Origin of the sequence: Thioalkalivibrio sp. XN8, assembly GCF_011058255.1 — a bacterium.
GTDB lineage: Bacteria > Pseudomonadota > Gammaproteobacteria > Steroidobacterales > XN24 > XN24.
This window is the reverse complement of the sequence record NZ_JAALFH010000067.1, coordinates 76,377-98,508: the sequence shown is the minus strand read 5'-3', so window position 1 is coordinate 98,508 and position 22,132 is coordinate 76,377. Positions and strand designations below refer to the sequence as shown.

Annotated in this window: 19 protein-coding genes; 9 read left to right on the top strand and 10 right to left on the bottom strand. The window is 69.3% G+C overall.

What is annotated here, in order from left to right; all coding sequences use genetic code 11:
- Positions 1-92: 92 nt before the first annotated feature.
- Positions 93-410, top strand: a complete 318-nt coding sequence (locus tag G6N75_RS12735; protein ID WP_165348746.1) for a hypothetical protein — start codon at positions 93-95, stop codon at positions 408-410.
- Between the two features lie 55 nt (positions 411-465).
- Entirely contained in the window at positions 466-1,032 is a 567-nt protein-coding gene (locus G6N75_RS12730; RefSeq protein ID WP_165348745.1) for a YkvA family protein, read from the top strand.
- Positions 1,033-1,035: 3 nt separating this feature from the next.
- Here the strand turns inward: G6N75_RS12730 and G6N75_RS12725 are convergent, their stop codons facing one another.
- Together G6N75_RS12725 and G6N75_RS12720 are read right to left on the bottom strand one after the other, a co-directional pair.
- On the bottom strand, positions 1,036-1,242 hold the full coding sequence (locus G6N75_RS12725) for a hypothetical protein (RefSeq protein WP_165348744.1): 207 nt from the start codon (positions 1,240-1,242) through the stop codon (positions 1,036-1,038).
- A gap of 29 nt (positions 1,243-1,271) precedes the next feature.
- On the bottom strand, positions 1,272-1,559 hold the full coding sequence (locus G6N75_RS12720) for a hypothetical protein (RefSeq protein ID WP_165348743.1): 288 nt from the start codon (positions 1,557-1,559) through the stop codon (positions 1,272-1,274).
- A gap of 106 nt (positions 1,560-1,665) precedes the next feature.
- On the opposite strand from G6N75_RS12720, the gene G6N75_RS12715 reads away from it, so the two are divergent.
- The 4 genes from G6N75_RS12715 to G6N75_RS12700 all read left to right on the top strand — a co-directional run bounded on the left by G6N75_RS12715 (position 1,666) and on the right by G6N75_RS12700 (position 11,245).
- Positions 1,666-3,759, top strand: a complete 2,094-nt coding sequence (locus G6N75_RS12715; RefSeq protein WP_165348742.1) for a carboxy terminal-processing peptidase — start codon at positions 1,666-1,668, stop codon at positions 3,757-3,759.
- Between the two features lie 79 nt (positions 3,760-3,838).
- Complete coding sequence (locus G6N75_RS12710) at positions 3,839-4,942, top strand: efflux RND transporter periplasmic adaptor subunit (RefSeq protein WP_165348741.1); 1,104 nt, start codon at positions 3,839-3,841, stop codon at positions 4,940-4,942.
- 22 nt (positions 4,943-4,964) lie between these two features.
- Complete coding sequence (locus G6N75_RS12705) at positions 4,965-8,174, top strand: efflux RND transporter permease subunit (protein WP_165348740.1); 3,210 nt, start codon at positions 4,965-4,967, stop codon at positions 8,172-8,174.
- Entirely contained in the window at positions 8,171-11,245 is a 3,075-nt protein-coding gene (locus G6N75_RS12700; RefSeq protein ID WP_165348739.1) for an efflux RND transporter permease subunit, read from the top strand. The genes G6N75_RS12705 and G6N75_RS12700 overlap by 4 nt, the downstream gene beginning before the upstream one ends.
- On the opposite strand, the gene G6N75_RS12695 is transcribed toward G6N75_RS12700, so the two are convergent.
- Positions 11,224-12,288: a hypothetical protein gene (locus G6N75_RS12695; protein ID WP_165348738.1), complete on the bottom strand. Its 1,065-nt coding sequence runs from the start codon at positions 12,286-12,288 to the stop codon at positions 11,224-11,226. The genes G6N75_RS12700 and G6N75_RS12695 overlap by 22 nt on opposite strands.
- Positions 12,289-12,318: 30 nt before the next feature.
- Entirely contained in the window at positions 12,319-12,798 is a 480-nt protein-coding gene (locus G6N75_RS12690) for a DUF1249 domain-containing protein (RefSeq protein ID WP_165348737.1), read from the bottom strand.
- 57 nt (positions 12,799-12,855) lie between these two features.
- On the opposite strand from G6N75_RS12690, the gene G6N75_RS12685 reads away from it, so the two are divergent.
- On the top strand, positions 12,856-14,490 hold the full coding sequence (locus tag G6N75_RS12685) for an alpha-D-glucose phosphate-specific phosphoglucomutase (protein WP_165348736.1): 1,635 nt from the start codon (positions 12,856-12,858) through the stop codon (positions 14,488-14,490).
- Here G6N75_RS12685 and G6N75_RS12680 read toward each other — a convergent pair.
- A complete protein-coding gene (locus tag G6N75_RS12680) occupies positions 14,487-15,320 on the bottom strand; it encodes a pyruvate, water dikinase regulatory protein (RefSeq protein ID WP_165348735.1) in 834 nt (277 codons plus the stop codon). The two genes, G6N75_RS12685 and G6N75_RS12680, sit on opposite strands and share 4 nt — an antisense overlap.
- 69 nt (positions 15,321-15,389) lie before the next feature.
- On the opposite strand from G6N75_RS12680, the gene ppsA reads away from it, so the two are divergent.
- Positions 15,390-17,747: a phosphoenolpyruvate synthase gene (ppsA, locus tag G6N75_RS12675; RefSeq protein WP_165348734.1), complete on the top strand. Its 2,358-nt coding sequence runs from the start codon at positions 15,390-15,392 to the stop codon at positions 17,745-17,747.
- 18 nt (positions 17,748-17,765) lie between these two features.
- Here ppsA and G6N75_RS12670 read toward each other — a convergent pair whose 3' ends face one another.
- From G6N75_RS12670 to orn, 4 genes are read right to left on the bottom strand one after another with little or no spacing between them, the layout of a single operon-like run.
- Positions 17,766-18,434 carry a TIGR04211 family SH3 domain-containing protein gene (locus G6N75_RS12670; protein WP_165348733.1) on the bottom strand — a complete coding sequence of 223 codons (669 nt, stop codon included), beginning with the start codon at positions 18,432-18,434 and terminating at the stop codon, positions 17,766-17,768.
- A 34-nt stretch (positions 18,435-18,468) separates the two neighbouring features.
- The gene (locus tag G6N75_RS12665) at positions 18,469-19,458 is read right to left on the bottom strand and encodes a pyridoxal-phosphate dependent enzyme (RefSeq protein ID WP_165348732.1); all 990 of its coding nucleotides are present in this window, start codon (positions 19,456-19,458) and stop codon (positions 18,469-18,471) included.
- Positions 19,443-20,039, bottom strand: a complete 597-nt coding sequence (locus G6N75_RS12660; protein WP_165348731.1) for a DUF938 domain-containing protein — start codon at positions 20,037-20,039, stop codon at positions 19,443-19,445. The genes G6N75_RS12665 and G6N75_RS12660 overlap by 16 nt, the downstream gene beginning before the upstream one ends.
- Complete coding sequence (gene orn, locus G6N75_RS12655) at positions 20,036-20,581, bottom strand: oligoribonuclease (RefSeq protein WP_165348730.1); 546 nt, start codon at positions 20,579-20,581, stop codon at positions 20,036-20,038. Before orn ends, G6N75_RS12660 begins: the two co-directional genes overlap by 4 nt.
- A 20-nt stretch (positions 20,582-20,601) precedes the next feature.
- Here orn and rsgA point away from each other — a divergent pair, with 20 nt between their 5' ends.
- Positions 20,602-21,537 carry a ribosome small subunit-dependent GTPase A gene (gene rsgA, locus G6N75_RS12650; protein ID WP_206203117.1) on the top strand — a complete coding sequence of 312 codons (936 nt, stop codon included), beginning with the start codon at positions 20,602-20,604 and terminating at the stop codon, positions 21,535-21,537.
- Here rsgA and recR read toward each other — a convergent pair.
- Positions 21,534-22,130, bottom strand: coding sequence for a recombination mediator RecR (recR, locus tag G6N75_RS12645; protein WP_165348729.1), 597 nt, complete (start codon positions 22,128-22,130; stop codon positions 21,534-21,536). The two genes, rsgA and recR, sit on opposite strands and share 4 nt — an antisense overlap.
- Positions 22,131-22,132: the final 2 nt, after the last annotated feature.

Sequence of the window (22,132 nt, the reverse complement as noted above, 5' to 3'; positions counted from 1 at the left end):
ACAGTTGCCGCTCGCGGCCGGTTCGGTCCCGCCAGGCCGCGGGCGTCTGTGCGACAATCCGGCCCGATGCCCGGATGGTGGAAGCCGCAGACTTGACGACCCCGCGACGCGAACTGCTCCTCTTTGGCTGCCTGGCGGGCTTCGGCCTGCTGGTCCTGCCCGCCCTCGTCTATGCCGTGGGCGTGTTCCTGCTGGGCGAATACCGCCCCGGCGCAACCGTCGGCAGCTTCTACGCGGACCTCTACGCCGAGCTGGCCGCACCGGCTCTCTGGGCCTGGCTGCTGGTGCTCGGCCCCTGGCTCGGCATCCAGTGGCTGCGCCTGCTCTGGCTGCCGTTCCGCGCCCTGCTGCGGCGCTCGGTCCCGGCCTCGCCCGGGAACGAGGCCAGCCCCGAAGCCAGCGATATTTGACGCTTTACCAGCCGCGTCGTACTCTCCCGCTGGCCTTGCCCGTGGAGCGCAAACCATGTCCCTCAAGTTAACCATCGAGCTGTCCAAAACCGATCTCGATCACTTCCGGCGCGAAATGCGCTCGGCGCGGGACGTGGCCAAGGAGCGTGGCCAGGACGAGGTCATTGCCGCCAGCCAGGCCCTGCTCGCGAAGGTCGAGACCGATGCGGCGCCGGAGTTCATTCGCGATCGCCTGCAGCGCATCAAGGTGCTGGTGGACATGCTGCAGGACGAGGAGTGGCAGCTGCCGGATGCCGAGCGCGGCCGGGTGTTGAACGCGCTGGCCTATTTCTGCGATCCCGAAGACCTCATTCCCGACGAGGTCCCCGGCCTGGGCCTCCTCGACGACGCCATCATGGTCGAGCTCGTCGTGCGCGAGCTGCGCCACGAGATCGAGGCCTACGAGGACTTCTGCAACTACCGGCTGGACCACGAGCGTTCCGGCGCCACGCCGGCGGACCGCCAGGAGTGGATCAGCGCGCGGCGCCAGGCCCTGCAGTCGCGGATGCGGAACCGGCGCCGGCGCGAGCGTGAGCGCCGCCGCGGGACCAGCAGCCGTCGCTCGCCCTTCTCGCTGTTCTGAGCCTCAGGCCCCAGGGCGACCGCTGCGGCTGATTTCCCAGTCTGCCCACGACCTGGCCGGCGCCGCCGGCTCGACTTCCATGCGCGCCGGGGACATGCGCCGTCCGTGGATGCCGCCGACCGGTGCCAGGGTGGGCTCGAGCCAGCCCCGCGCCAGCAGCCAGCGCAGGCGCCGGCGCCAGCGCGCCGCCACCGGGGCTGTCTCGTGCATCTTCTCGAACTCGCGTGGCGAAGAAGGTTTCATGACGGCAGGTAGTAGAGCACGAGCAGCACCAGGCCGCCCCACATGCCCAGCTGGGGCAGCCACCACCAGCGGCGCTCTTTCACCAGACCGATGAAACTGGCGGCGCAAATGGCTGTCATACCGAGGAACAGCCCGGCGTTCGTCACCAGCGGACCGATCTCCTCGGTCAACTGCGGGTGATCGTCGGCCAGCAGGAAGAACATGAACATGACCACTGCCAGCCCGGCCGCGATCGAGGCCGCGGAGCCGAGCAGGATTCCGGTGACGACAGTGAGTGGATGCATGCAGTTTTCCCAGGGTTCCGGGGTGCTTGATTGGAGCCGCCCGGGCCTCTAGCCTAAGCAGCGGATTTGCCGAACTTTTCGGTGAGCCGCCGAGCTCGGAGTCAAGATGCGTATTGTAAAGACAGCAACCTGGATCAGCATAGCCGCGAGCCTGGGAGCCCTGCTCCTGGCAGGACCCGCCTTCGCCACGGTCGACGCGGCCCCCGAACTCGCGCCCAGCGACCGGCACGGCAAGGTCAGCCGCCTGGTGACGACGCTGTTCGAGCGCTCGCATTATCGCCGGATGCCGGTGGACGACGTGGCTTCGTCCCGCATGCTGGACGCCTACCTCGAGGCGCTCGACGGCAACCACCAGTATTTCCTGGCCAGCGACATCGAGGAATTCGAAACCTGGCGCACGGGCCTCGACGACGCGGTCAAGCGCGGCCAGCTGGAGCCGGTCTTCGAGATCTACCAGCGTTACCTCGAGCGCACGGAGGAACGGCTGGAGTATGCCCTCGCCCAGCTCGAGGTGGAGCACGACTTCACCCTCGACGAGGAGTTCCTGTTCGACCGCAGCGAGGTAGGCTGGCCGGCCAGCCGCGCCGAGCTCGACGACATCTGGCGCAAGCGGGTCAAGAACGACGCCATCGGCCTGATGCTCACCGGCAAGGACTGGGAGGAGACGCGCGAGATCCTGGACAGCCGTTACCGCCAGGTGCTGAAGCGCTTCGACCAGGTGAAGAGCGACGACGTGTTCGAGACCTTCATGAACGCCTTCGCCAACACCATGGACCCGCACACGAGCTATTACTCGCCGCGGAATTCCGAGGAATACCGCATCCAGATGAGCCTCAACTACGACGGCATCGGGGCGACCCTGCAGCTGCAGGACGAGTACGTCGCGGTCATCAACGTGATCGAGGGCGGCCCCGCCGCGCTCGACGGCACCCTCAAGCCCAAGGACCGCATTGTCGGCGTGGGCCAGGGTGAAGACGGGGAAATCCAGGACGTGGTCGGCTGGCGGCTCGACGAGGTGGTCGACCTGATCCGCGGCCCCAGCGGCTCCACCGTGCGCTTGCAGGTGTTGCCGGGTGGGGCGGCGCCGGGCAGCACGCCGGTGGTCGTCCCGCTGGTGCGCGACAAGGTGAAGCTGGAGGCGCAGGCGGCCCGCAAGGAGCTGCTCGAGTTCGAGTACGAGGGCCAGCCCCGGCGCGTGGGCGTGATTACGGTGCCCTCCTTCTACCAGGACTACAACGCCCGGGTGGCCGGCGCCAAGGACTACACCAGCACCACCGCGGACGTGCGCCGGCTGACCGAGGAGCTGGTGGCGGAAGGCATCGACGCCCTGTTGCTCGACCTGCGGAACAACGGCGGCGGCCACCTGTCGGAGGCCACTGCGATGACCGGGCTGTTCGTGCCGTCCGGGCCAATCGTCCAGCTGCGCGACACCAGCGGCCGGGTCGAAGTCCTCGAGGAGCGCTCAGCGGGGCCCGTATACGACGGCCCGCTGGCGGTGCTCGTGAACCGGTTCAGCGCCTCCGCCTCGGAGATCTTTGCCGGGGCCATCCAGGACTACGGGCGCGGTATCGTTATCGGCCAGCAGACCTACGGCAAGGGCACGGTGCAGAACCTCTACCCGCTCGATCGCTATGCGCCGGGTGCCGAGCCGCGCTTCGGCCAGCTGACGCTCACGGTGGGCAAGTACTACCGGGTCACGGGCGAGAGCACGCAGCACCGCGGCGTCATCCCAGACATCGTGATTCCGTCGGCCATCGACACCCACATGGTCGGCGAGAGCACGCGTGACACGGCCCTCCCCTGGGACCAGATCAAGCCCACGCCGTTTCCGCGCCAGGGCAACCTGGGCCCGGCCATCGAAATCGTGACCGGCGAGCACACCGAGCGCCGCGCTGGCGACCCCAATTACCGGCACCTGCTGGGTGATATCGAGGCGATCGAGGCCCGCCGCGCCCGCAAGTCCGTCTCGCTCAACATCGAGGCGCGACGCGCCGAGAACGAGACCGCCGAGGCCGAGGAGCTGGCGCGCGAGAACCAGCGCCGGGCCGCCCTCGGGCTGGCGCCCCTGGAGGCGCTGGCGGACCTCGAGGACGACGATGCCCCCGACGTGCAGCTGGACGAGGCAGCGCGCGTGGTGCTCGACTTGGCAGAGCTGCCGCCGGCCGTGGTCGCGGGACGGGCCAGCGGGAGCGGTGGCTGACAAGAGGCTTGCACGCCGGAATAACGGTGTTATACTTCACTACAACACTATTGTAGTGAACCATCATCCGGAGCCTCACATGACCGACCGGCCCGCGTCGCAGTTTCCGCGCCCGCCCGCCCTGCTCCTGCTCGGGCTGGGCGCCGCCCTGCTGCTGCAGGGATGCTTCAAGAGCGAAACCCCGCCCGCAGCAGAAGAAAAGGAGGAAGCGACCGCGATCCCGGTCGAGGTCAGCGGCCTCGAGCGCGGGGACGTAGCGGCGGTCTACACCGGCACGGCATCGCTGGAGACCGATGCCGACGCCGTGGTGGTGGCCAAGGTCGGCGGGGAGGTCGTGGAAATCCTGGTGGAGGAAGGCGACCGCGTCGAGGAGGGCCAGGTGCTGGCCCGCCTGGACGGGGACCGGCTCCGCTTCGAGATGCAGCGGGCCGAGGCCAACCTGCGCAAGCTGGAGCAGGAATACCAGCGCAACATCCAGTTGTTCGAGAAGGGCCTGGTCAGCTCCGGCGCCTTCGAAGACGTGAAGTTCGAGCTCGACGCCCTGCGCGCCTCGTACCGGCTGGCCCAGCTGGAGTACGACTACACCCGAATCCGGGCGCCGATCGCCGGGGTGGTGGCACAGCGCGAAATCAAGCTCGGCAACACCATCACCGCCAACACCCCGGCCTTCCGGGTCACGGCGCTCGACCCGCTCATCGCCTACCTGCACATCCCGGAGCGGGAGTTTCGCCGGCTCGAGCCCGGCCAGACGGCCCAGCTCGCGGTCGACGCCATCCCGGCGGAGCAGTTCGCGGCCCGGGTCCAGCGCATCAGCCCGGTGGTGGACCCGGCGACGGGGACCTTCAAGGTCACGCTCGAGGTGCCGGATCCAGACGGCCGCCTCAAGCCCGGCATGTTCGGCCGGTTCAATATCGTCTGGGACTCGCGCCGCGACGTGCTGCTGGTGCCCCGCGTCGCCATTGTCGACGACGACGTATCCGAGGCGGTCTTCGTGATCATCAACGGCAAGGTGGAGCGGCGCCCGATCCTGACCGGCTATGCCCGCGGCGAGCAGGTCGAGGTGGTGGAGGGCCTCGAAGGCGACGAAGACATCGTGGTCGTGGGCCAGTCCGGGCTGCGCGACGGCAGCCCGGTCGAGGTCGTGCGGCGGTCGGGCTCGCGGCTCGCCGGCGACGCCCGCTGAGCCGCCGCGGAGCGCCCGGGCCATGCGTCTCATCGACATCGCCACCGAGCGGCGGGTCACGATCGCGATGTTCACGCTCGCCATCGTGCTGTTCGGCTTCGTCTCGCTTTCCCGCCTGACGGTCAACCTGCTGCCTGATCTCTCCTACCCCACGCTCACGGTGCGGACCGAGCTGGACGGCAGCGCTCCGCTCGAGGTGGAAAATCTCCTGACACGCCCGATCGAGGAATCGGTCGGCACCATCAAGAACATCCGCCAGGTGCGCTCCGTGTCCCGTCCGGGCCAGTCGGACGTGGTGCTAGAGTTCCTCTGGGGCACGGACATGGACGTGGCCGGGGTCGAGGTGCGCGAAAAGCTGGACATCCTCGAGCTGCCGCTGGAGGCCAGCCGGCCCCTGCTGCTGCGGTTCGACCCGTCCAACGAGCCGATCCAACGCATCGCCTTTTTGACCAGCGAGGCCGCGCCGGGCCGCGACGAGACCCTGCGCCTCCAGGCCCTCCGGCGCTTTGCCGAGGACCAGCTGAAGAACGACTTCGAGTCGGTGGAGGGCGTCGCCGCCGTGAAGGTCAGCGGCGGGCTCGAGGACGAGATCCAGGTGCTGGTCGACCAGCAGAAGCTGGCCCAGCTCGATATCTCCATCCAGGCCGTCGCCAACCGCCTGCGCGCCGAGAACATCAACCTTTCGGGCGGGCGCCTGGAACAGGGCTCGGAGCGCTTCCTGGTGCGGACCCTGAACGAGTTCACGACGGTGGCGGAGATCGCCGACGCCGTGATCGCCACGCCGGGCGGCCGGCCGGTCTACCTGCGCGACGTGGCTGTCGTCACCCGCGGGTACAAGGAACGCGAGGCCATCACCCGCGTCGACGGCCGCGAAAGCGTCGAACTGGCCATCTACAAGGAAGGCGATGCCAACACCGTCCAGGTGGCGCGCCGCGTGCAGCAGCGCCTGGGGGAGCTGGAGGACCGGCTGCCGGCAGGTGCCGAGCTCCGCATGGTCTACGACCAGTCCGATTTCATCAGCGACGCCATCAACGAAGTGCGCGACGCAGCACTGCTCGGCGGGCTGCTGGCAGTGCTGGTGCTGTATGCCTTCCTGCGCGATGCCCGCGCCACGTTCATCATCGGCGCCGCGATCCCGGTGTCGGTGATCGGCACTTTCCTGCTGATGTACAGCGCCAACATCAGCCTGAACATCATGTCGCTGGGCGGCATCGCGCTGGCCATCGGCATGCTGGTCGACAACAGCATCGTGGTGCTCGAAAACATCGTGCGCAAGAAAGAGGCCGGCGCAGACATCGTCACCGCGGCGCGCGCCGGGGCCGGCGAGGTGGCCGGCGCCGTGATCGCCGCCACGTTGACCACGGTAGCGGTGTTCTTTCCCATGGTCTTCGTGACCGGCATCGCCGGCCAGCTGTTCCGGGACCAGGCCCTGACCGTCACCTTCGCCCTGCTGTTTTCGCTGCTGGTCGCAGTGACCCTGATCCCGATGCTGGCGGCGCGCGGCGGCGCGCCGCGCTACGTCCCGGAGGGCGAGACCGAGCCGCCGGGACGTATCACCCGCATCCTGGCCTGGCCGTTGCGGCTGGCCATCGGGCTGGGCCGCGGCCTGGCCGGGCTGACCGGCCTGGCCATGCGGCCCCTGGTGTGGCTCTTCCAGGGCTTCTATCGCGCCATGGCGCGGCTCTATGCGCCCCTGCTGGCCGGTTCCCTGCGTCGGCGCTGGCTGGTCCTGGTGATTGCCACGGGTGCCTTTGCTTCCGCCCTGGCCCTGCTGCCGCGGCTCGGCTACGAGCTGCTGCCCCAGCTGTCGCAGGGCGAGTTCTTCGTGGACGTGCGCTTGCCGGCCGGCGCGCCGCTCCAGGAAACCGACGCGGCCATCCAGCGGCTGCATGCGCAGGCCGCGGAATTGCCCGGCCTCGCCCTCAGCTATTCGGTCGCCGGCACGGGCAACCGGCTCGACGCCAGCCCCGTCGATGCCGGCGAGCACACCGGCCGGCTGAGCGTCCAGCTCGAGCCCGGCGGCGGGCGCGCGTCCGAGAACGCCGCAATCGCCGCCCTGCGCGGCTCGCTGGCCGGGACGGCCGGCGTCAGCTACGAGTTCGGCCGCCCCGCCCTGTTCACCCTGAGCACGCCGCTGGAGATCGAGCTGGCAGGCTACGATCTCGACCAGCTGCAGGACTTCGCCGGCCAGTTACAGCGGGCGCTCGACCAGTCCCCGCGCTTCGCCGACGTGCGCAGCAGCGTCGAGCAGGGCAACCCGGAGATCCAGATCGTGTTCGACCAGGAGCGTGCTGCAAGGCTCGGCCTGGTGGTGCGCGATATCGCCGACACGGTGGTGGCCAAGGTCCGGGGCGAAGTGGCGACGCGCTATACCTGGCGGGACAAGAAGATCGACGTGCTGGTGCGCAGCGTGGACACACGCGACGCCTCGGTGGCGGAGATCCGCAACCTGATCGTCAACCCCGGCAGCGCGCGGCCAGTGCCGCTGGAAGCGGTGGCCGACATCCGGCTGGCCGTCGGCCCGGCCGAGATCAGGCGCGCCGACCAGGCCCGGGTGGCGATCGTTTCCGCCGACGCGGCCTACGGCGACCTGGCTGCAGCCACGGAGGAGATCCGGGCGATTCTCGCGAACATCAATTTCACGCCGGGCATCGCCGCCCAGGTCGCCGGCCAGAGCGCGGAAATGCAGGAATCCTTCAATTCCATGCTGTTCACGCTGGCCATGGCCGTGTTCCTGGTCTACCTGGTCATGGCGTCGCAGTTCGAATCGCTGGTCCACCCCTTCGTCATCCTGTTCACCATCCCCCTGGCCCTGGTGGGCGCGGTCTGGGCGCTCTGGCTCACCGGCACCACGGTGAGCGTGGTCGCGTTCATCGGCCTGATCATGCTGGCAGGCATCGTGGTCAATAACGCCATCGTGCTGGTCGATCTCATCAACCAGTTGCGGCGCAGCGGCCGCGAGGCGACCGCTGCCATCCTGGAGGCCGGCCAGGCGCGCCTGCGCCCGATCCTGATGACCACCTCCACCACGGCGCTCGGCCTGCTGCCCATGGCGCTGGGACTCGGCGAGGGCGCCGAGGTGCGCGCGCCCATGGCGATCACCGTCATCGGCGGCCTGATCGTCTCGACGCTGCTGACGCTGGTGGTGATCCCGGTGGTCTATTCCCTGCTCGACCGCGGCGTCCGCGTCGAGGTACCGGCCATGTCGGCGCCGGCGGAGGGCGCGGCATGATCCTGACCCGCACCGCCATCAACCGCCCGGTCACCACGGTGATGATCTTCGTCGCCTTCGCCCTGATCGGCGCGATCTCGTCGCGCCTGCTGCCGCTCGAGAAGTTCCCGGACATCGAGTTCCCGGGCATCTTCATCAACGTGCCCTACGAGGGCTCCACGCCCGAGGAGGTCGAGCGCCTGATTACCCGGCCGGTGGAAGAAGCCCTCGCGACCCTCAGCAGCGTGGAACGGATGCAGTCGACCTCCCGCCAGGACGGCGCGCAGATTTTCCTCCAGTTCGACTGGGACCAGGACATGGCGGCCAAGGGCATCGAGGCGCGCGCCAAGGTAGACGCCATCCGCCACCAGCTGCCGGACGACGTGCGGCGCGTCCTGATCTACACCGGCTCCTTCGGCGACCAGCCGATCCTGAACCTGCGCATCAGCAGCGAGCGCGACCTCTCCGACGCTTACACCATGCTGGACCGACAGCTGAAGCGCCGCATCGAGCGGCTCGAGGGCGTCTCGCGGGTGACGCTTTACGGCGTCGACCAGCGCGAAATCCGCATCCTGCTCAACGCGGACCGGGTCGCGGCCCACGGGGTCGACCTGAACGAGTTGCAGCGGCTGCTGCAGCGGGCCAACTTCTCCGTCAGCGCCGGGCAGCTGACCGCCGGCGACCAGCGCTTCAGCGTGCGACCCGTAGGGGAGCTGTCCTCGGTGTCCCAGCTGCGCGATCTCCTGGTACGCGACAACCTGCGCCTGGGCGACATCGCCGACATCGAGCTGCGCAGCCCCGAGCGCTTCAACGCACGCCACCTCGACCGGCGCTATTCCATCGGCCTCGACGTGTACAAGCAGCCGGGTGCCAACCTCGTGGACGTCTCCCGGCGAGTCAAGGCGGAGATCGAGGCGGTGGCGGAAAACCCGCAGATGCGCGGCATCCAGGTGTTCGCGCTGGGCGACCAGGCCGACGGCGTGACCTCCTCGCTCTCGGACCTGCTGAGCGCGGGTGCGCTGGGCGCGTTGTTCGCCTTCGCCGTGCTGTACCTTTTCCTGCGCCAGGCGGCGACGACGCTGATCGTGATCATCTGCGTACCCTTCTCCATTCTCATCACGCTCGGGGTGATGTACTTCCTGGGCATCAGCCTGAACATCCTCTCGATGATGGGGCTGATGCTGGCCATCGGCATGCTGGTCGACAACGCCGTAGTGGTCACGGAAAGCATTTTCCGCCAGCGCCAGCTGCAACCCGACAAGCCCCGGGAGGCGACGCTCAAGGGCGTCAGGGAAGTGTGGCTGGCGGTGACGGCCGGCACGCTGACCTCGATTATCGTCTTCGTGCCGATCCTGTTCGGCGTCAAGACCAACATCACGGTGTTCCTCACCCATGTCGCGGTGAGTATCGTGGTGGCGATGGTGGCCTCGCTGCTGATGGCCCAGACAGTGGTGCCGATGCTCGCGGCGCGCATCCCGCCGCCGCCCGCCCCCGCCACCAGTTCTTGGATGGCGCGCCTGACCGCGCGCTACGCCCGCGCCCTGCAGTGGACCCTGCGGCACCGCTGGTGGACGGCGCTGATCGTGGTGCTGGTGGTGGCCAGCGTGTACATCCCGCTGCAGAAAGTGAAGTTCGACACGTTCCCCCAGGAAGCCGGACGCACCCTGCTGCTGCAGTACCACGTCAAGGACAAGTACCCGCTGGAGCAGGTCAAGGTCGCGGTCGACACCATCGAGGAGTATCTCTACGCCAACCAGGAAGCCTTCGACATCCGCTCCGTCTACAGCTACTACGACGAGGGCCGGGCCCAGAGCACGCTGCTGCTGCATGACGGCGACGAGGCGACACTGGCGACCGGCGAGGTGATCGAGCGCGTGATGGCCGAGCTGCCGGAAATCATCATCGGTCGCCCCTCCTTCGAGTTCGAGGCCCAGGGCGGCGACGAAAGCTTCAGCCTGCAGCTCGCCGGCGAATCCACCGAAGTGCTGGCGCGCCTGAGCCCCGACGTCGTCCGCCTGCTCGAGAGCGTGGCGGGACTCGTAGACGTACGGGCCGACCTCGGCAGCGGCGACCGGGAGGTACAGATCCGCGTCGACCGTGAGAAGGCGGTGCAGCTGGGCCTCAGCCCGCAGACCGTAGCCTCGTCCGTGGCGGTGGCCCTGCGCGGCCAGCAGCTGCGCGACTTCCGCGGGCGGGATGGCGAGATCAAGGTGCGCATCGCCTTCCGCGAGGACGATCGCCAGAGCATCGAACAGCTCGCCAACCTGCCGCTGTACACGCCCGACGGGCGGCGGGTGGCCCTGGGCACGGTGGCGGACTTCGATATCGCGCGCGGCTACGAGCAGATCCGCCGCATCGATCGGGTCACGGCCGTCGTGATCACCGCGAATCTCGAGGACACGTCACTGGACGAACTGCGACCGCAGATCGAGTCCCTGATGGATGCCTACCAGCTGCCCCCGGGCTACAGCTGGAAGTTCGGCCGCGGTTTCCAGCAGGCCGACCAGACCCAGCAGATCATGATGCAGAACATCCTGCTCGCGATCGCCCTGATCTTCCTGGTGATGGCCGCGCTGTTCGAGTCCACCGCCTATCCCCTGGCGATCATCACCTCGATCGGCTTCTCGGTGATCGGGGTGTTCTGGTTCTTCCTGCTGACGGGGACGACCTTCACCTTCATGGCGACGATCGGCATCATGATCCTGGTCGGCGTGGTCGTGAACAACGGCATCGTGCTGGTGGACCATGTCAACAACCTGCGGCGCGACGGCCTGGCGCGCGACGCGGCGCTGGTCCAGGCCGGCCGTGACCGCCTGCGGCCGATTCTGATGACGGTCGCCACCACGATTCTCGGCCTGCTGCCGCTGGCGCTGAGCGCCACCAAGGTCGGCGGCGACGAGATCGGCGCGCCCTCCTACTTCCCGATGGCGCGGGCGATCATCGGCGGGCTGGGCTTCTCGACCCTGACTTCGCTGCTCCTGGTCCCCTGGACGTATGCCCTGATCGACGACGCCGGGCGTTGGCTGCGCCAGCTGGGGCGGGCCGCGGGGACCCCGCGCAAGTCCCGCCCTCAGGGAATGAGCGCGTCGTAGATTCCCCAGTACTCCTCGGCCAGCACGTTCACCTCTAGCGGCATGCGCCGGCGCTGCCCGCTGCCGGGGTTGAGCGCGGGTAACTGGATGCGCGCCACCGAGGCGGCCATCGGCACCGTCTCCCGTTCGCTGCGATACTCGGCATCCGCCGCAACCAGCGGCACGCGCGCCGCCAGCGCTTCCGGCGAGGGCAGCGCCGGGCCGAGGCCGGCCAGGGCGTGGCGCACCTTCGCGATCAGCGTCTTGCAGTCCTGCTCCGAGCCGTAGCGCATTTCCTGCACGGTGTTGACGTTGGCGTCGCGGGCCTTGCGGGCCAGGTCGTCGGCGGAGAAATACAGGTAAAGTTCCTGTGCGGCCGCTACCAGGTGCAGGTTGATCTCCCGCTTCCCGGCGACGTTCAGGCCCTGGAATTCAGGCCACGGCTCGGCGTTGACCGCGGCCCGGCGGTCTTGCAGCTCGGCCAGGCGAAGCCGCGCCGCCTCGAGCTCTCCCTCGCGTTGCGCCAGGACCTGCTGCAGCTGCCGCCGCCGGAAATAGGCCCAGAACTGGCTCGCTTCTGCCAGCTCCTTGCGGGCGGCATTGCGGCGCTGCCGGCGGTCCTCGAGCTCGTCCTGGGCCTGCGCCAGCTGCTGGTCCAGGCTCGCCAGCTGCCGCTGCTTCTGCTGGTTGAAGCGCATCAGCTCTTCGCGCCGCTGCCGCTCCTCATGGCGCCCGCGCAGCTCGGCGGAGATCGTCTGGAGACGCTCGTGACAGGCGCGCCAGAGGGCGCGCAGCTGGAAATAGACCAGGGCCGTATAGCCGGTGTCGGGCCGCGAGAGCAGCTGCTCGATCGCCTGGAAGCGCTCCTCCGCCCGGCGCGTGGCCGCTTCCTGGCTGGCCAGCCGTTCCTCGGCCAGCCGCAGCGCCTTCTGCAGGTCACCGAAAGCCTTCTTCAGCTCCGCCCGGTTGCGGAACAGGTTGAGCAGGCGCTCGTCGTCGCTCTCCTCCTCGCCAGCCGCGCGTTTCAGCGCACGCTTGGCCAGACTTTCGCCGTCCTCGCTCACCCGCTCCTCCCCGGGACGGTCGCCGCCATGTCAGCAGGCGGCGGCAAGGCCCTGCGCCGCCCTGAAACGATGGCCGTGATCGTAGCAATACTCGAGCCACTTGTTCAGCATGTTGTTGCGCGCCCAGCGCCGGTTCAGCTCGTCGCCCGGCGCGGTGTCGAACTGCCGCAGGGCATGGTGCAGGTGCTGCCACCGGCAGGCCATCGCCTCAGCCACGCCGGCGTCGTGATAGACGCGGATCGTGAGGTCCGGATCCGCGACCTGGGTGCCGTCCTCCGCGAAGTAGTAGGTGAGCCGCAGCGTGGTCGTGTACGGGCTTCGCTCGAGGACCTCCAGGTACAGCGGCAGGTCGCGCGCCGCCCGGGAGCACTGGCGCGGCGGCAGCGCCTCGAGCCGGTCGAGCAGCAGCCATTGCAGCCGGAGGTAATTGCTCTCGTACAGATGCATGAGCGCCGTGAAGCTTCCGGGCTCCGTGAGACGGGGCAGCGCGATGGTGCCGTCTGCTATCATGCGCGGCAATATAGCACAGGGAATTCGTGCCCCTTGCAGCCCCCGGGGACAGGAAAAATGGACGTGCGCCGCATCCCTACCGAGCCCTTCGACGACCAGCGTCCCGGCACCGCCGGGTTACGCCGGAAGGTGCGCCGCTTCCGGCAGCCGCACTACCTCGAGAACTTCCTGCAGGCCGTCTTCGACGCGGCCGGCGATTTTCGCGGCCAGGTCCTGGTGGCCGGCGGCGACGGGCGGTTCTGGAATGCCGAGGCGCTGGCCGTGCTGTTCCGGGTCGCCGCCGGCAACGGCGTGCGTCGCATGATCGTCGGCCGCGGCGGGATGCTGTCGACGCCGGCTGCCTCGCACCTGATCCGCACGCGGGGGGCCGCCGGTGGTTTCCTGCTGACGGCCAGCCACAACCCGGGCGGCCCGGACGGCGACTTCGGCGTCAAGTTCGACACCGCGAACGGCGGCCAGGCGCCCGAGTCGCTGACGGACGCCGTCTGGCGACGCACGCTCGAACTGCGCGAATACCGCGTGGCGGAGGTCGGCCGGCTCGACCTCGACCGGCCCGGCGTCCAGCAGGCCGGGCCGATGGAGGTGGAGATCGTGGACCCGGTCGCGGATTACGCGGCCCTGATGGAGCGCCTGTTCGACTTCGACCGCATCCGCAGCCTGCTTGCCAGCCCCGGCTTCCGGCTGCGCTTCGACGCCCTCAATGCGGTCACCGGCCCCTATGCGGTGGAGATCCTCGAGCGGCGCCTGGGTGCCCCCCCCGGCAGCGTCGTCAACGCGGTGCCGCTGCCTGATTTCGGCGGCCTGCACCCGGACCCCAACCCGGTGGATGCCGCACACCTGGTCGACTGGATGAACGGCCCCGACGCGGGGGACCTGGCGGCGGCCTCCGACGGCGACGGCGACCGCAACATGATCGTGGGCCGCGGCATGGTCGTCAGTCCCGGCGACAGTCTCGCGGTGCTGGCCGAGCACGCCGGGAAGGTGCCCGGCTATGCCGCCGGGCTGGCCGGCGTCGCGCGCTCCATGCCGACCACGCGGGCGGTCGACCGGGTGGCAGCGGACCTGGGCATTCCCTGCTACGAGACGCCCACCGGCTGGCGCTACTTTTGCAACCTGCTGGACGCCGGCCTGATCGACCTCTGCGGCGAGGAAAGCTTCGGCACGAGCTCGAGCCATGCCCGCGAGAAGGACGGGCTCTGGGCAGTGCTGTTCTGGCTGAACCTCGTGGCCGCGACGGGACGCCCGGTCACCCGGCTGGTCGAGGATCACTGGCGGCGCTTCGGCCGCCACGCCTTCTGCCGCCACGACTGGTTCATCCCGGACGGCGAGGCGGCCGCGCGGGTGATGGCCGGGCTCGAAGAGCGCCTGGCCACCCTGGCCGGACAGGAAATCGCCGGCACGCGCGTGACGACAGCCGACAGCTTCACCTACCTGGACCCGGTGGACGGCAGCGCCTCTGCGGGCCAGGGGATCAGGGTTTTTCTCGAGGACGGGGCGCGGCTCGTCTACCGGCTCTCGGGCACCGGGACGGAGGGCGCCACGCTGCGAATCTACCTCGAGCGCTACCTCGCGCCGGACGCCTCCCACGCCGGCGACGGCCCGGCCCTGACGGCCAGTCTCGGCCACGCCGCGGCCGAGCTCGCCAGGATCGGGGAGCTGGCGGGCGTGCACGAGCCGGCCGGCGTCATCTAGCCGCCGCCTTCCTGCAGCCGGTTCAGGAGACCGGTGCGGTCCAGCACGGTGCTGGCGATCTCCTCCACCGAGCTTTCCGTGGTGTCGAAGTACGGGATGCCGTAGCGGGCGAACAGGGCCTCCGCCGAGCGCAGCTCGAAACTCACCTGGCGCGCCGAGGCATAGCGGCTCTCCGGCCGCCGCTCCTGCCGGATCTGCTGCAACCGCCGGGAGGTGATGGTGAGCCCGAACAGGCGGTCCTGGTACCGCGCCAGTGCCGGCGGCAGCTTGCCCTGCTCGAACTCCTCCTCGGTCAGCGGATAGTTCGCCGCATAGACCCCGTAACGCAGCGCCATGTACAGGCAGGTCGGCGTCTTGCCCGAGCGGGACACGCCGACCAGGATGATGTCGGCCTTGGAGTAGTCGCGAGTCGTCGAGCCGTCGTCATGCTCCAGCGCATAGTTCATGGCGTCGATCCGGCGGGTGTAGGAACGCTGGTCCGCAACACCGTGCGCCTTGCCGGTGGCATGACTCGAAACGCGGCCCAGCTCCCGCTCCATCGGACCTATGAAAGCACCAAAGAAGTCAAGCACAAGCCCCTGACTTTCTTCTATTATTTCTCGAAGATCATCCTGCACCATGGTGGCGAAGACGATCGGCTTGCTGCCCTCCACTTCGGCGGTGAGATTGATGCGCCGTACGCATTCCTTCGCCTTGTCAGGGGTATTGATAAATGGCACAGTCACGCCGCGAAATTTGAGCCCGTCGAACTGCGTCAGCAGGCTGTGGCCAAGAGTCTCGGATGTGACGCCGGTCTGGTCCGAGACGAAGAAAACGGTGCGATGATTCATCAGTTGATCCCTTCGGCGGGGCAACGCGCATTGTCCTTTCCCAGCGACGGGAAACTCAAGGGGGCGAAGTTGGAACAGTACATTCTCAAGCTCGACGAGCTCGGCATGGGCGACGTCGAGCGTGTCGGCGGCAAGAACGCTTCCCTCGGCGAGATGCTCGCCAATCTCGAAGGCCTGGGCGTGACGGTGCCGGACGGCTTCGCCACCACCGCGGCCGCCTACCGCGACTTCATGACCCAGCAAGGCCTCGCCGACAGGATCCGCGAGGTCCTGCAGGACCTCGACGTGGACGACGTCGACAAGCTGGTCGAGACCGGCGCCGCGATACGCGGCTGGATCAAGGAGACGCCGCTCCAGCCGCGGCTGAACGAGGAGATTCGCAAGGCCTGGGACGAGATGGCGGGCGGGCGTGACATCGCCGTCGCCGTGCGCTCCTCCGCCACCGCCGAAGACCTCCCCGAGGCCAGCTTCGCGGGCCAGCAGGAGACCTACCTCAACGTGCGCGGCATCGGCCAGGTGATCGAGAGGATCCACGACGTTTTCGCCTCGCTGTTCAACGACCGTGCCATCGCCTACCGGGTCCACCACGGCTTCGACCATTCCCAGGTGGCCCTGTCCGCCGGTATCCAGCACATGGTCCGCAGCGACACCGGCGCCAGCGGCGTGATGTTCACCCTCGACACCGAGTCCGGCTTCCGCGACGTGGTATTCATCACCGCCTCCTGGGGCCTGGGCGAGATGGTCGTCCAGGGGGCCGTCAACCCCGACGAGTTCTACGTCTACAAGCCGGCCCTGGGGGCCGGCAAGCGCGCCGTGCTGCGCAAGACGCTGGGCAGCAAGGCCATCAAGATGGTCCACGGCGATGACGGCCACGGCACGCGCATCGTCGACGTCCCGGCCGCCGAGCGCACGCGTTTCTGCCTCGATGACGAGGACATCCAGACGCTCGCCCGCCATGCCGTCGCCATCGAGCAGCACTACGGCGCGCCGATGGACATCGAGTGGGGCAAGGACGGCAGCGACGGCAAGCTCTACATCCTGCAGGCGCGGCCCGAGACGGTGCAGAGCCGCCAGGGCCGCTCCATCCTGCGCTTCAAGCTGAAAGACCGCTCCGAGGTGATCGCCACGGGCCGCAGCATCGGCCAGCGCATCGGCGCCGGCACGGCGCGCATCATCAGCAACGTCAAGGAAATGAATCGCGTGCAGCCGGGCGACGTGCTGGTGGCCGACATGACCGATCCGGACTGGGAGCCGGTGATGAAGCGGGCCGCGGCGATCGTCACCAACCGCGGCGGTCGCACCTGCCACGCGGCGATCATCGCCCGTGAGCTCGGCATTCCGGCGGTGGTCGGCTGCGGCGACGCCACTGACAGAATCACGGACGGCAAGCCCGTCACCGTGTCCTGCGCCGAGGGCGACGCGGGTTATATCTTCGACGGCCGGCTCGACTACGAAGAGCAGACCATCGAGCTGGACCGGATGCCCGAGATCCCGGTCAAGATCATGATGAACGTCGGCAATCCCGACCGGGCCTTCGCCTTTGCCGGCATCCCGCATCGGGGCGTCGGCCTGGCGCGCCTCGAGTTCATCATCAACCGCATGATCGGCGTGCATCCGCGCGCCCTGCTCGAGTTCGACTCGCTCTCCGACGACCTCAAGCACACCATCTCGCAGCAGATGGCGGGCTACGACGACCCGGTGGAGTTCTTCGTCGAGAAGCTGGCCGAGGGCATCAGCACCATCGGCGCGGCCTTCGCGCCGCACCCGGTCATCGTGCGGCTGTCCGACTTCAAGTCCAACGAATACGCCAATCTCATCGGCGGCCGCGAATACGAGCCCCACGAGGAAAACCCGATGCTGGGCTTCCGTGGCGCCTCGCGCTACGTGGCCGAGAGCTTCCGGCCGTGCTTTGAGCTGGAATGCCGGGCGCTGCGGCGCGTGCGCGAAGAGATGGGGCTCGAGAACGTGCAGGTCATGGTGCCTTTCGTGCGCACCGTGGCCGAGGCGCGCAAGGTAGTCGAACTGCTCGCCGCCAACGGCCTGGAGCGCGGCAAGCACGGCCTGAAACTCATCATGATGTGCGAAATCCCGTCCAACGCCCTGCTGGCCGGCGAGTTCCTGGAGTATTTCGACGGCATGTCGATCGGCTCCAACGACATGACCCAGCTGACGCTCGGGCTCGACCGGGACTCCAGCATCATCGCGGATCTGTTCGACGAGCGCGACGGCGCCGTGAAGGCCCTGCTGCACATGGCGATCTCGGCCTGCCGCGAGCGCGGCAAGTACATCGGCATCTGCGGCCAGGGGCCCTCGGACCACGCCGATTTCGCCCAGTGGCTGCTGGACGAGGGCATCGAGAGCATCTCGCTCAATCCCGACACCGTGGTCGAGACCTGGATGTTCCTGGCCGGCGAGAAGGTCGGCTGAGCGACCCGGCCCGCGCGCCTAGAGGTCGCCCCAGCCCGAGCGCCGCCGCCAGCGAATCCGCGGCAGCACCAGGCCCAGCACCAGGCCGAGCAGCAGCACGCCGGCACCGGCCAGGAACCAGTTGCGCTGGGTGTTGCGCTCGAGCTCCACGATTTCCCCCCGCAGCCGGGCATTCTCCTGGTCCGTCGCGGCCACGCGCGTGCGCAACTCCCGGTTGGCCTGGTCAAGTTCGAGCGCCGACGCCGAAACCCGGCGCACGTTGTCGAGCTCGGCGCGCAACTCCGCCACTTCCGCCTCCAGCCCGTCCCGCTGGGCCTGCAGCTCGTTCCGCTCCCCGGTCAGTGCCTCCACCTGGGCGGCGAGGTCGGTGGCCCGCAGCTCCATGTTGGCGGCCCGCTCGGTAGCCGTCCCGAGCTGGTCCCGCGCGGCCGGCCGCTCCATCAGGTAGCGCGAGAGCACCCAGCCCTCGGTGCCGTCCGCGGTCCGGACCCGGCTGTAGCCGCTGGCGGCGTCCGTCTCGAGCACTTCGAGGCGCACGCCGCTGGGCAGCATGCGCACGATCGAGTGCTGGGTGGATGTCCCGGTACGCAGCGTGACCTCGAGGCGATCGGAAACGTAGGCGGTTTCCGCCAGGGCGAGATGGCCGGCGGACACCAGCAGCAGGAAGACGAAAAGTCGCGAAATCATGGCGCGGAGCGGCTCGGCGAGGGGCGGAGCCGAATCATAACCGAAACTCCAGCCCGCACGTCGAGAGGCGGCCGGCCAGGCCCTCGACCTCGACATTGCCGCCGGACAGGACGACTCCGACCCGCCGGCCCCGGACCGGGAGCCGGCCGCTGAGCAGTGCCGCCAGCGGCACCGCCGAGGAGGGCTCGATGACGACCTTCAGCACTTCCCAGGCCAGCCGGGTCGCGGCGATGATCTCCTCTTCCTCGACCCGCACGACCTCATCGACCAGCCGCGAGATCAGGCTCCAGTTCCGGCTGCCGATGGAGGCCCGCAGGCCGTCGGCCACGGTATCGACCTGCTCCAGGCGCACCCGCTCGCCGCGCTGCATCGACTGCCAGCAGTCGTCCGCCCCCGCCGGTTCCGCCGCCACCACGGCGATATCCGGCCGCAGGTCGCGTGCCATGACCGCGCAGCCGGCGATCAATCCGCCGCCGCCCACCGGCGCCAGCAGCAGGTCGATCCCCGGTGCCTGCGCCAGCAGCTCGAGCGCCGTGGTCCCCTGCCCCGCGATCACGCGATCGTCGTCGTAGGGATGCACGACCGTCGCACCGCAGTCCTCGACCAGCGCCGCCAGGCGCGCCTCCCGGTTGCTGATGCCCGGCTCGCAAGCCACCACGCGGGCCCCGTAGCGCTCGATGGCGCGCCGCTTGAAGCCGGAGGCGTCGCGCGGCACGACAACCCAGGCCGGGATGCCCCGACGGGCCGCCGCGAGCGCCAGGGCCGCGCCATGGTTGCCGGAGGAATGCGTGGCCACGCCGCGGGCCGCCTCTTGCTCGCCGAGCGACCAGACGGCGTTGAAGGCTCCGCGGGCCTTGAAGGCGCCGCCGACCTGGAAGTTCTCGCACTTGAAGAACAGCCGGGCCCCGAGATGGTCGTCCCAGCGGCGCGAGGTGTGGACGGGGGTGCGGTGGACGAACGGGGCGATGCGGTCCGCCGCCGCCCGCACCGCGGCGGCGTCGACCTGGCTCAGCTCCGACGCCATGCCAGGATCCGGTTGTTGGCCGGCATCGGCAGCACGGCCTCGAGTTCGAAGCCGGCGACTGCAGCCACCTGCAGCAGCCAGCCGAGGTCGCGCACGCCCATGCCGCCGCCGCGCGCGCGCAGGCCCTGGTCGAAGGCGGCGTTGCTGGCGCTGGTATGCCGGCCCTGCTCCAGGAACGGGCCGTAGAGGCAGAACGGCGCGCCGGCGGGCAGCCGCTCGCCGAGCCCCGCGAACATCGCCGCCACCGCGGCTTCCGGCATGATGTGGGCCGTGTTCGCGCTGAAGGCGGCGTCCACCGGGCCCAGGTCCGGCCAGGCACCCGTCACGTCGAGTTCCACCGGGCCTTCCACGTTGCCGGCGCCGCTGGCCGCCAGCCAGGCCGCGATGGCGCCGTGGTTCGCCGGCACATCGGTGGCGACCCAGCTGAGGTGCGGCAGGCGGGGCGCGAACCAGGCGGCATGCTGGCCGGTGCCGCTGCCGATCTCCACCACGCGCTCCCGCCCCGCCAGCAGGGGCCGCAGGGCATCGAGAATCGGCTCACGATTGCGCTCGCAGGCCGGCGAGCACGGCAGCTCCCTCATGGCAGCCGGAACAGCTGTTCACGGTAGTAACGCAACTCCTCGATGGAGTCACGGATGTCCTGCAGCGCGAGGTGGCTGGACTGCTTGCGGAAGCCGTCGGCCACGGCCGGCGCCCAGCGCCGGGCCAGTTCTTTCAGGGTGCTGACATCGAGGTTGCGGTAATGGAAAAAGCGCTCCAGCTCCGGCATCCAGCGGGCCAGGAAGCGCCGGTCCTGGCAGATGCTGTTGCCGCACATCGGCGAGGCGCCGGGCTCGGCGTAGCGAGCGAGGAACGCCAGGGTCGCGAGCTCGGCGTCACGCTCGCTGGCGCCGCTGCGGCGCACGCGCTCCACCAGGCCGGAGGACCCGTGCTGGCGCGTATTCCACTCGTCCATGCCCGCCAGGATGGCGTCGTCCTGGTGCACGGCGATCACGGGCCCCTCGGCCAGCACGTTGAGTTGCTTGTCCGTAACCACGGTGGCAATCTCGATCACGTGGTCCCGGCCCGGGTCCAGTCCGGTCATCTCCAGGTCGATCCAGACCAGGTTTTCGGCGTCTTTCATGGTTCCGCCAGGGAGCTTCTTTGCAGTCGGGGAATTCTAGCAGAGGCGCCGCCGCCGGCCCGGCAGCGGACAGCATCGAGGGCCAGGTCGTGGCCGCCTACGGGCAGCGCCTGCTGGTGGAGGACGACGAGGGTCGCCGGTACCCCGCTTTCATCGCACGGCGCGGCCTCAGGGTGGTCTGCGGCGACCGCGTGCGCTGGCTGGCCGGCGACACCGCAGACCGGGCGGTGGTGGAGCAACTGCCACGCAGCTCGGAGCTGCGCCGGCCGGATTCACGCGGCCGGGGCGAGGTGCTCGCCGCCAACATCACGCAGCTGGTCGTGGTCTGCGCGCCCAGCCCCGCCCCTGACCCGTTCATCATCGACCGCTACCTGGCCGCTGCCGAAGTGATGGGCGCGGACGCGGCCATCGTAGCCAACAAGACTGACCTGGCGGCGGCACTGCCGGCCGGCCTGCTGGAAGAATACGAGTCGCTGGGCTATCCGGTGCTGCGTGTCAGCGCTGCGACCGGAACGGGACTGGACGCGCTCGCGCTGCTGCTGCGCGAACAACGCAGCCTGCTGGCCGGGCAGTCGGGTGTCGGCAAGTCGTCGCTGCTCAACGCCCTGGTGCCGGGCATCGAGGCGGCGACGGCCGGCATCTCCGCCGCCACGGGCGAAGGCCGGCACCGCACGACTGCGACCACCCTGCATCGGCTGTCCTGCGGCGGCGAACTGCTCGATTCCCCCGGGGTGCGCGATTTCGCGCCGGCCCTGGACGATCCGCGCCTTGCAGCGGCCGGCTTCCGCGAGATCGTGGCGGCAGCCCAGGAGTGCCGCTTTGCCAATTGCCGCCACATGAAGGAGCCTGGCTGCGCCGTGAAGGCCGGGGTCGAGACAGGCCGGATTTCGCCGCGGCGCTACGAGAGCTACCGGCGGCTGCTGCGGCTGACCGAGGACCTGCAGCAGCGCGGCTAGAGCTTCTGGCGCCCCGCGAAGGCATGCGCCAGGGTGCCGCTGTCCACGTACTCCAGCTCGCCGCCCATCGGCACGCCGTGAGCGATGCGGCTGGCCCCGATCCCGCGGCGCGCGCACAGCTCGGCGATGTAGTGCGCCGTCGCCTCGCCCTCCACCGTCGGATTGGTCGCCAGGATCACTTCTTGCACTCCGCCCTCATCCAGGATCGCTGCCAGGGCGTCCAGGCCGAGTTCCGCCGGCCCGATGCCGTCGAGCGGCGAAAGGTGTCCCATCAGCACGAAGTAGCGGCCGCCGAAGCCCGAACCGGTCTCCACCGCTACCACGTCTGCCGGCGTCTCCACCACGCACAGCAGCGCGCCGTCGCGCGACGGAGACCGACAGGTTTCACACAGCTCCGTCTCGGTGAACATGCGGCAGCGCCGGCAGCGCCCGATATGCTCCACCGCGGCTGTCAGGGCGCCGGCCAGCGCGGTGGCGCCGGCGCGATCCTTCTCCAGCAGGTGGAAAGCCATGCGCTGGGCCGAACGCGGACCTACGCCGGGCAGCCGCCGCAGGGTCTCGATCAGGTCCGCCAGGCGGGGGGGATACCGCATCG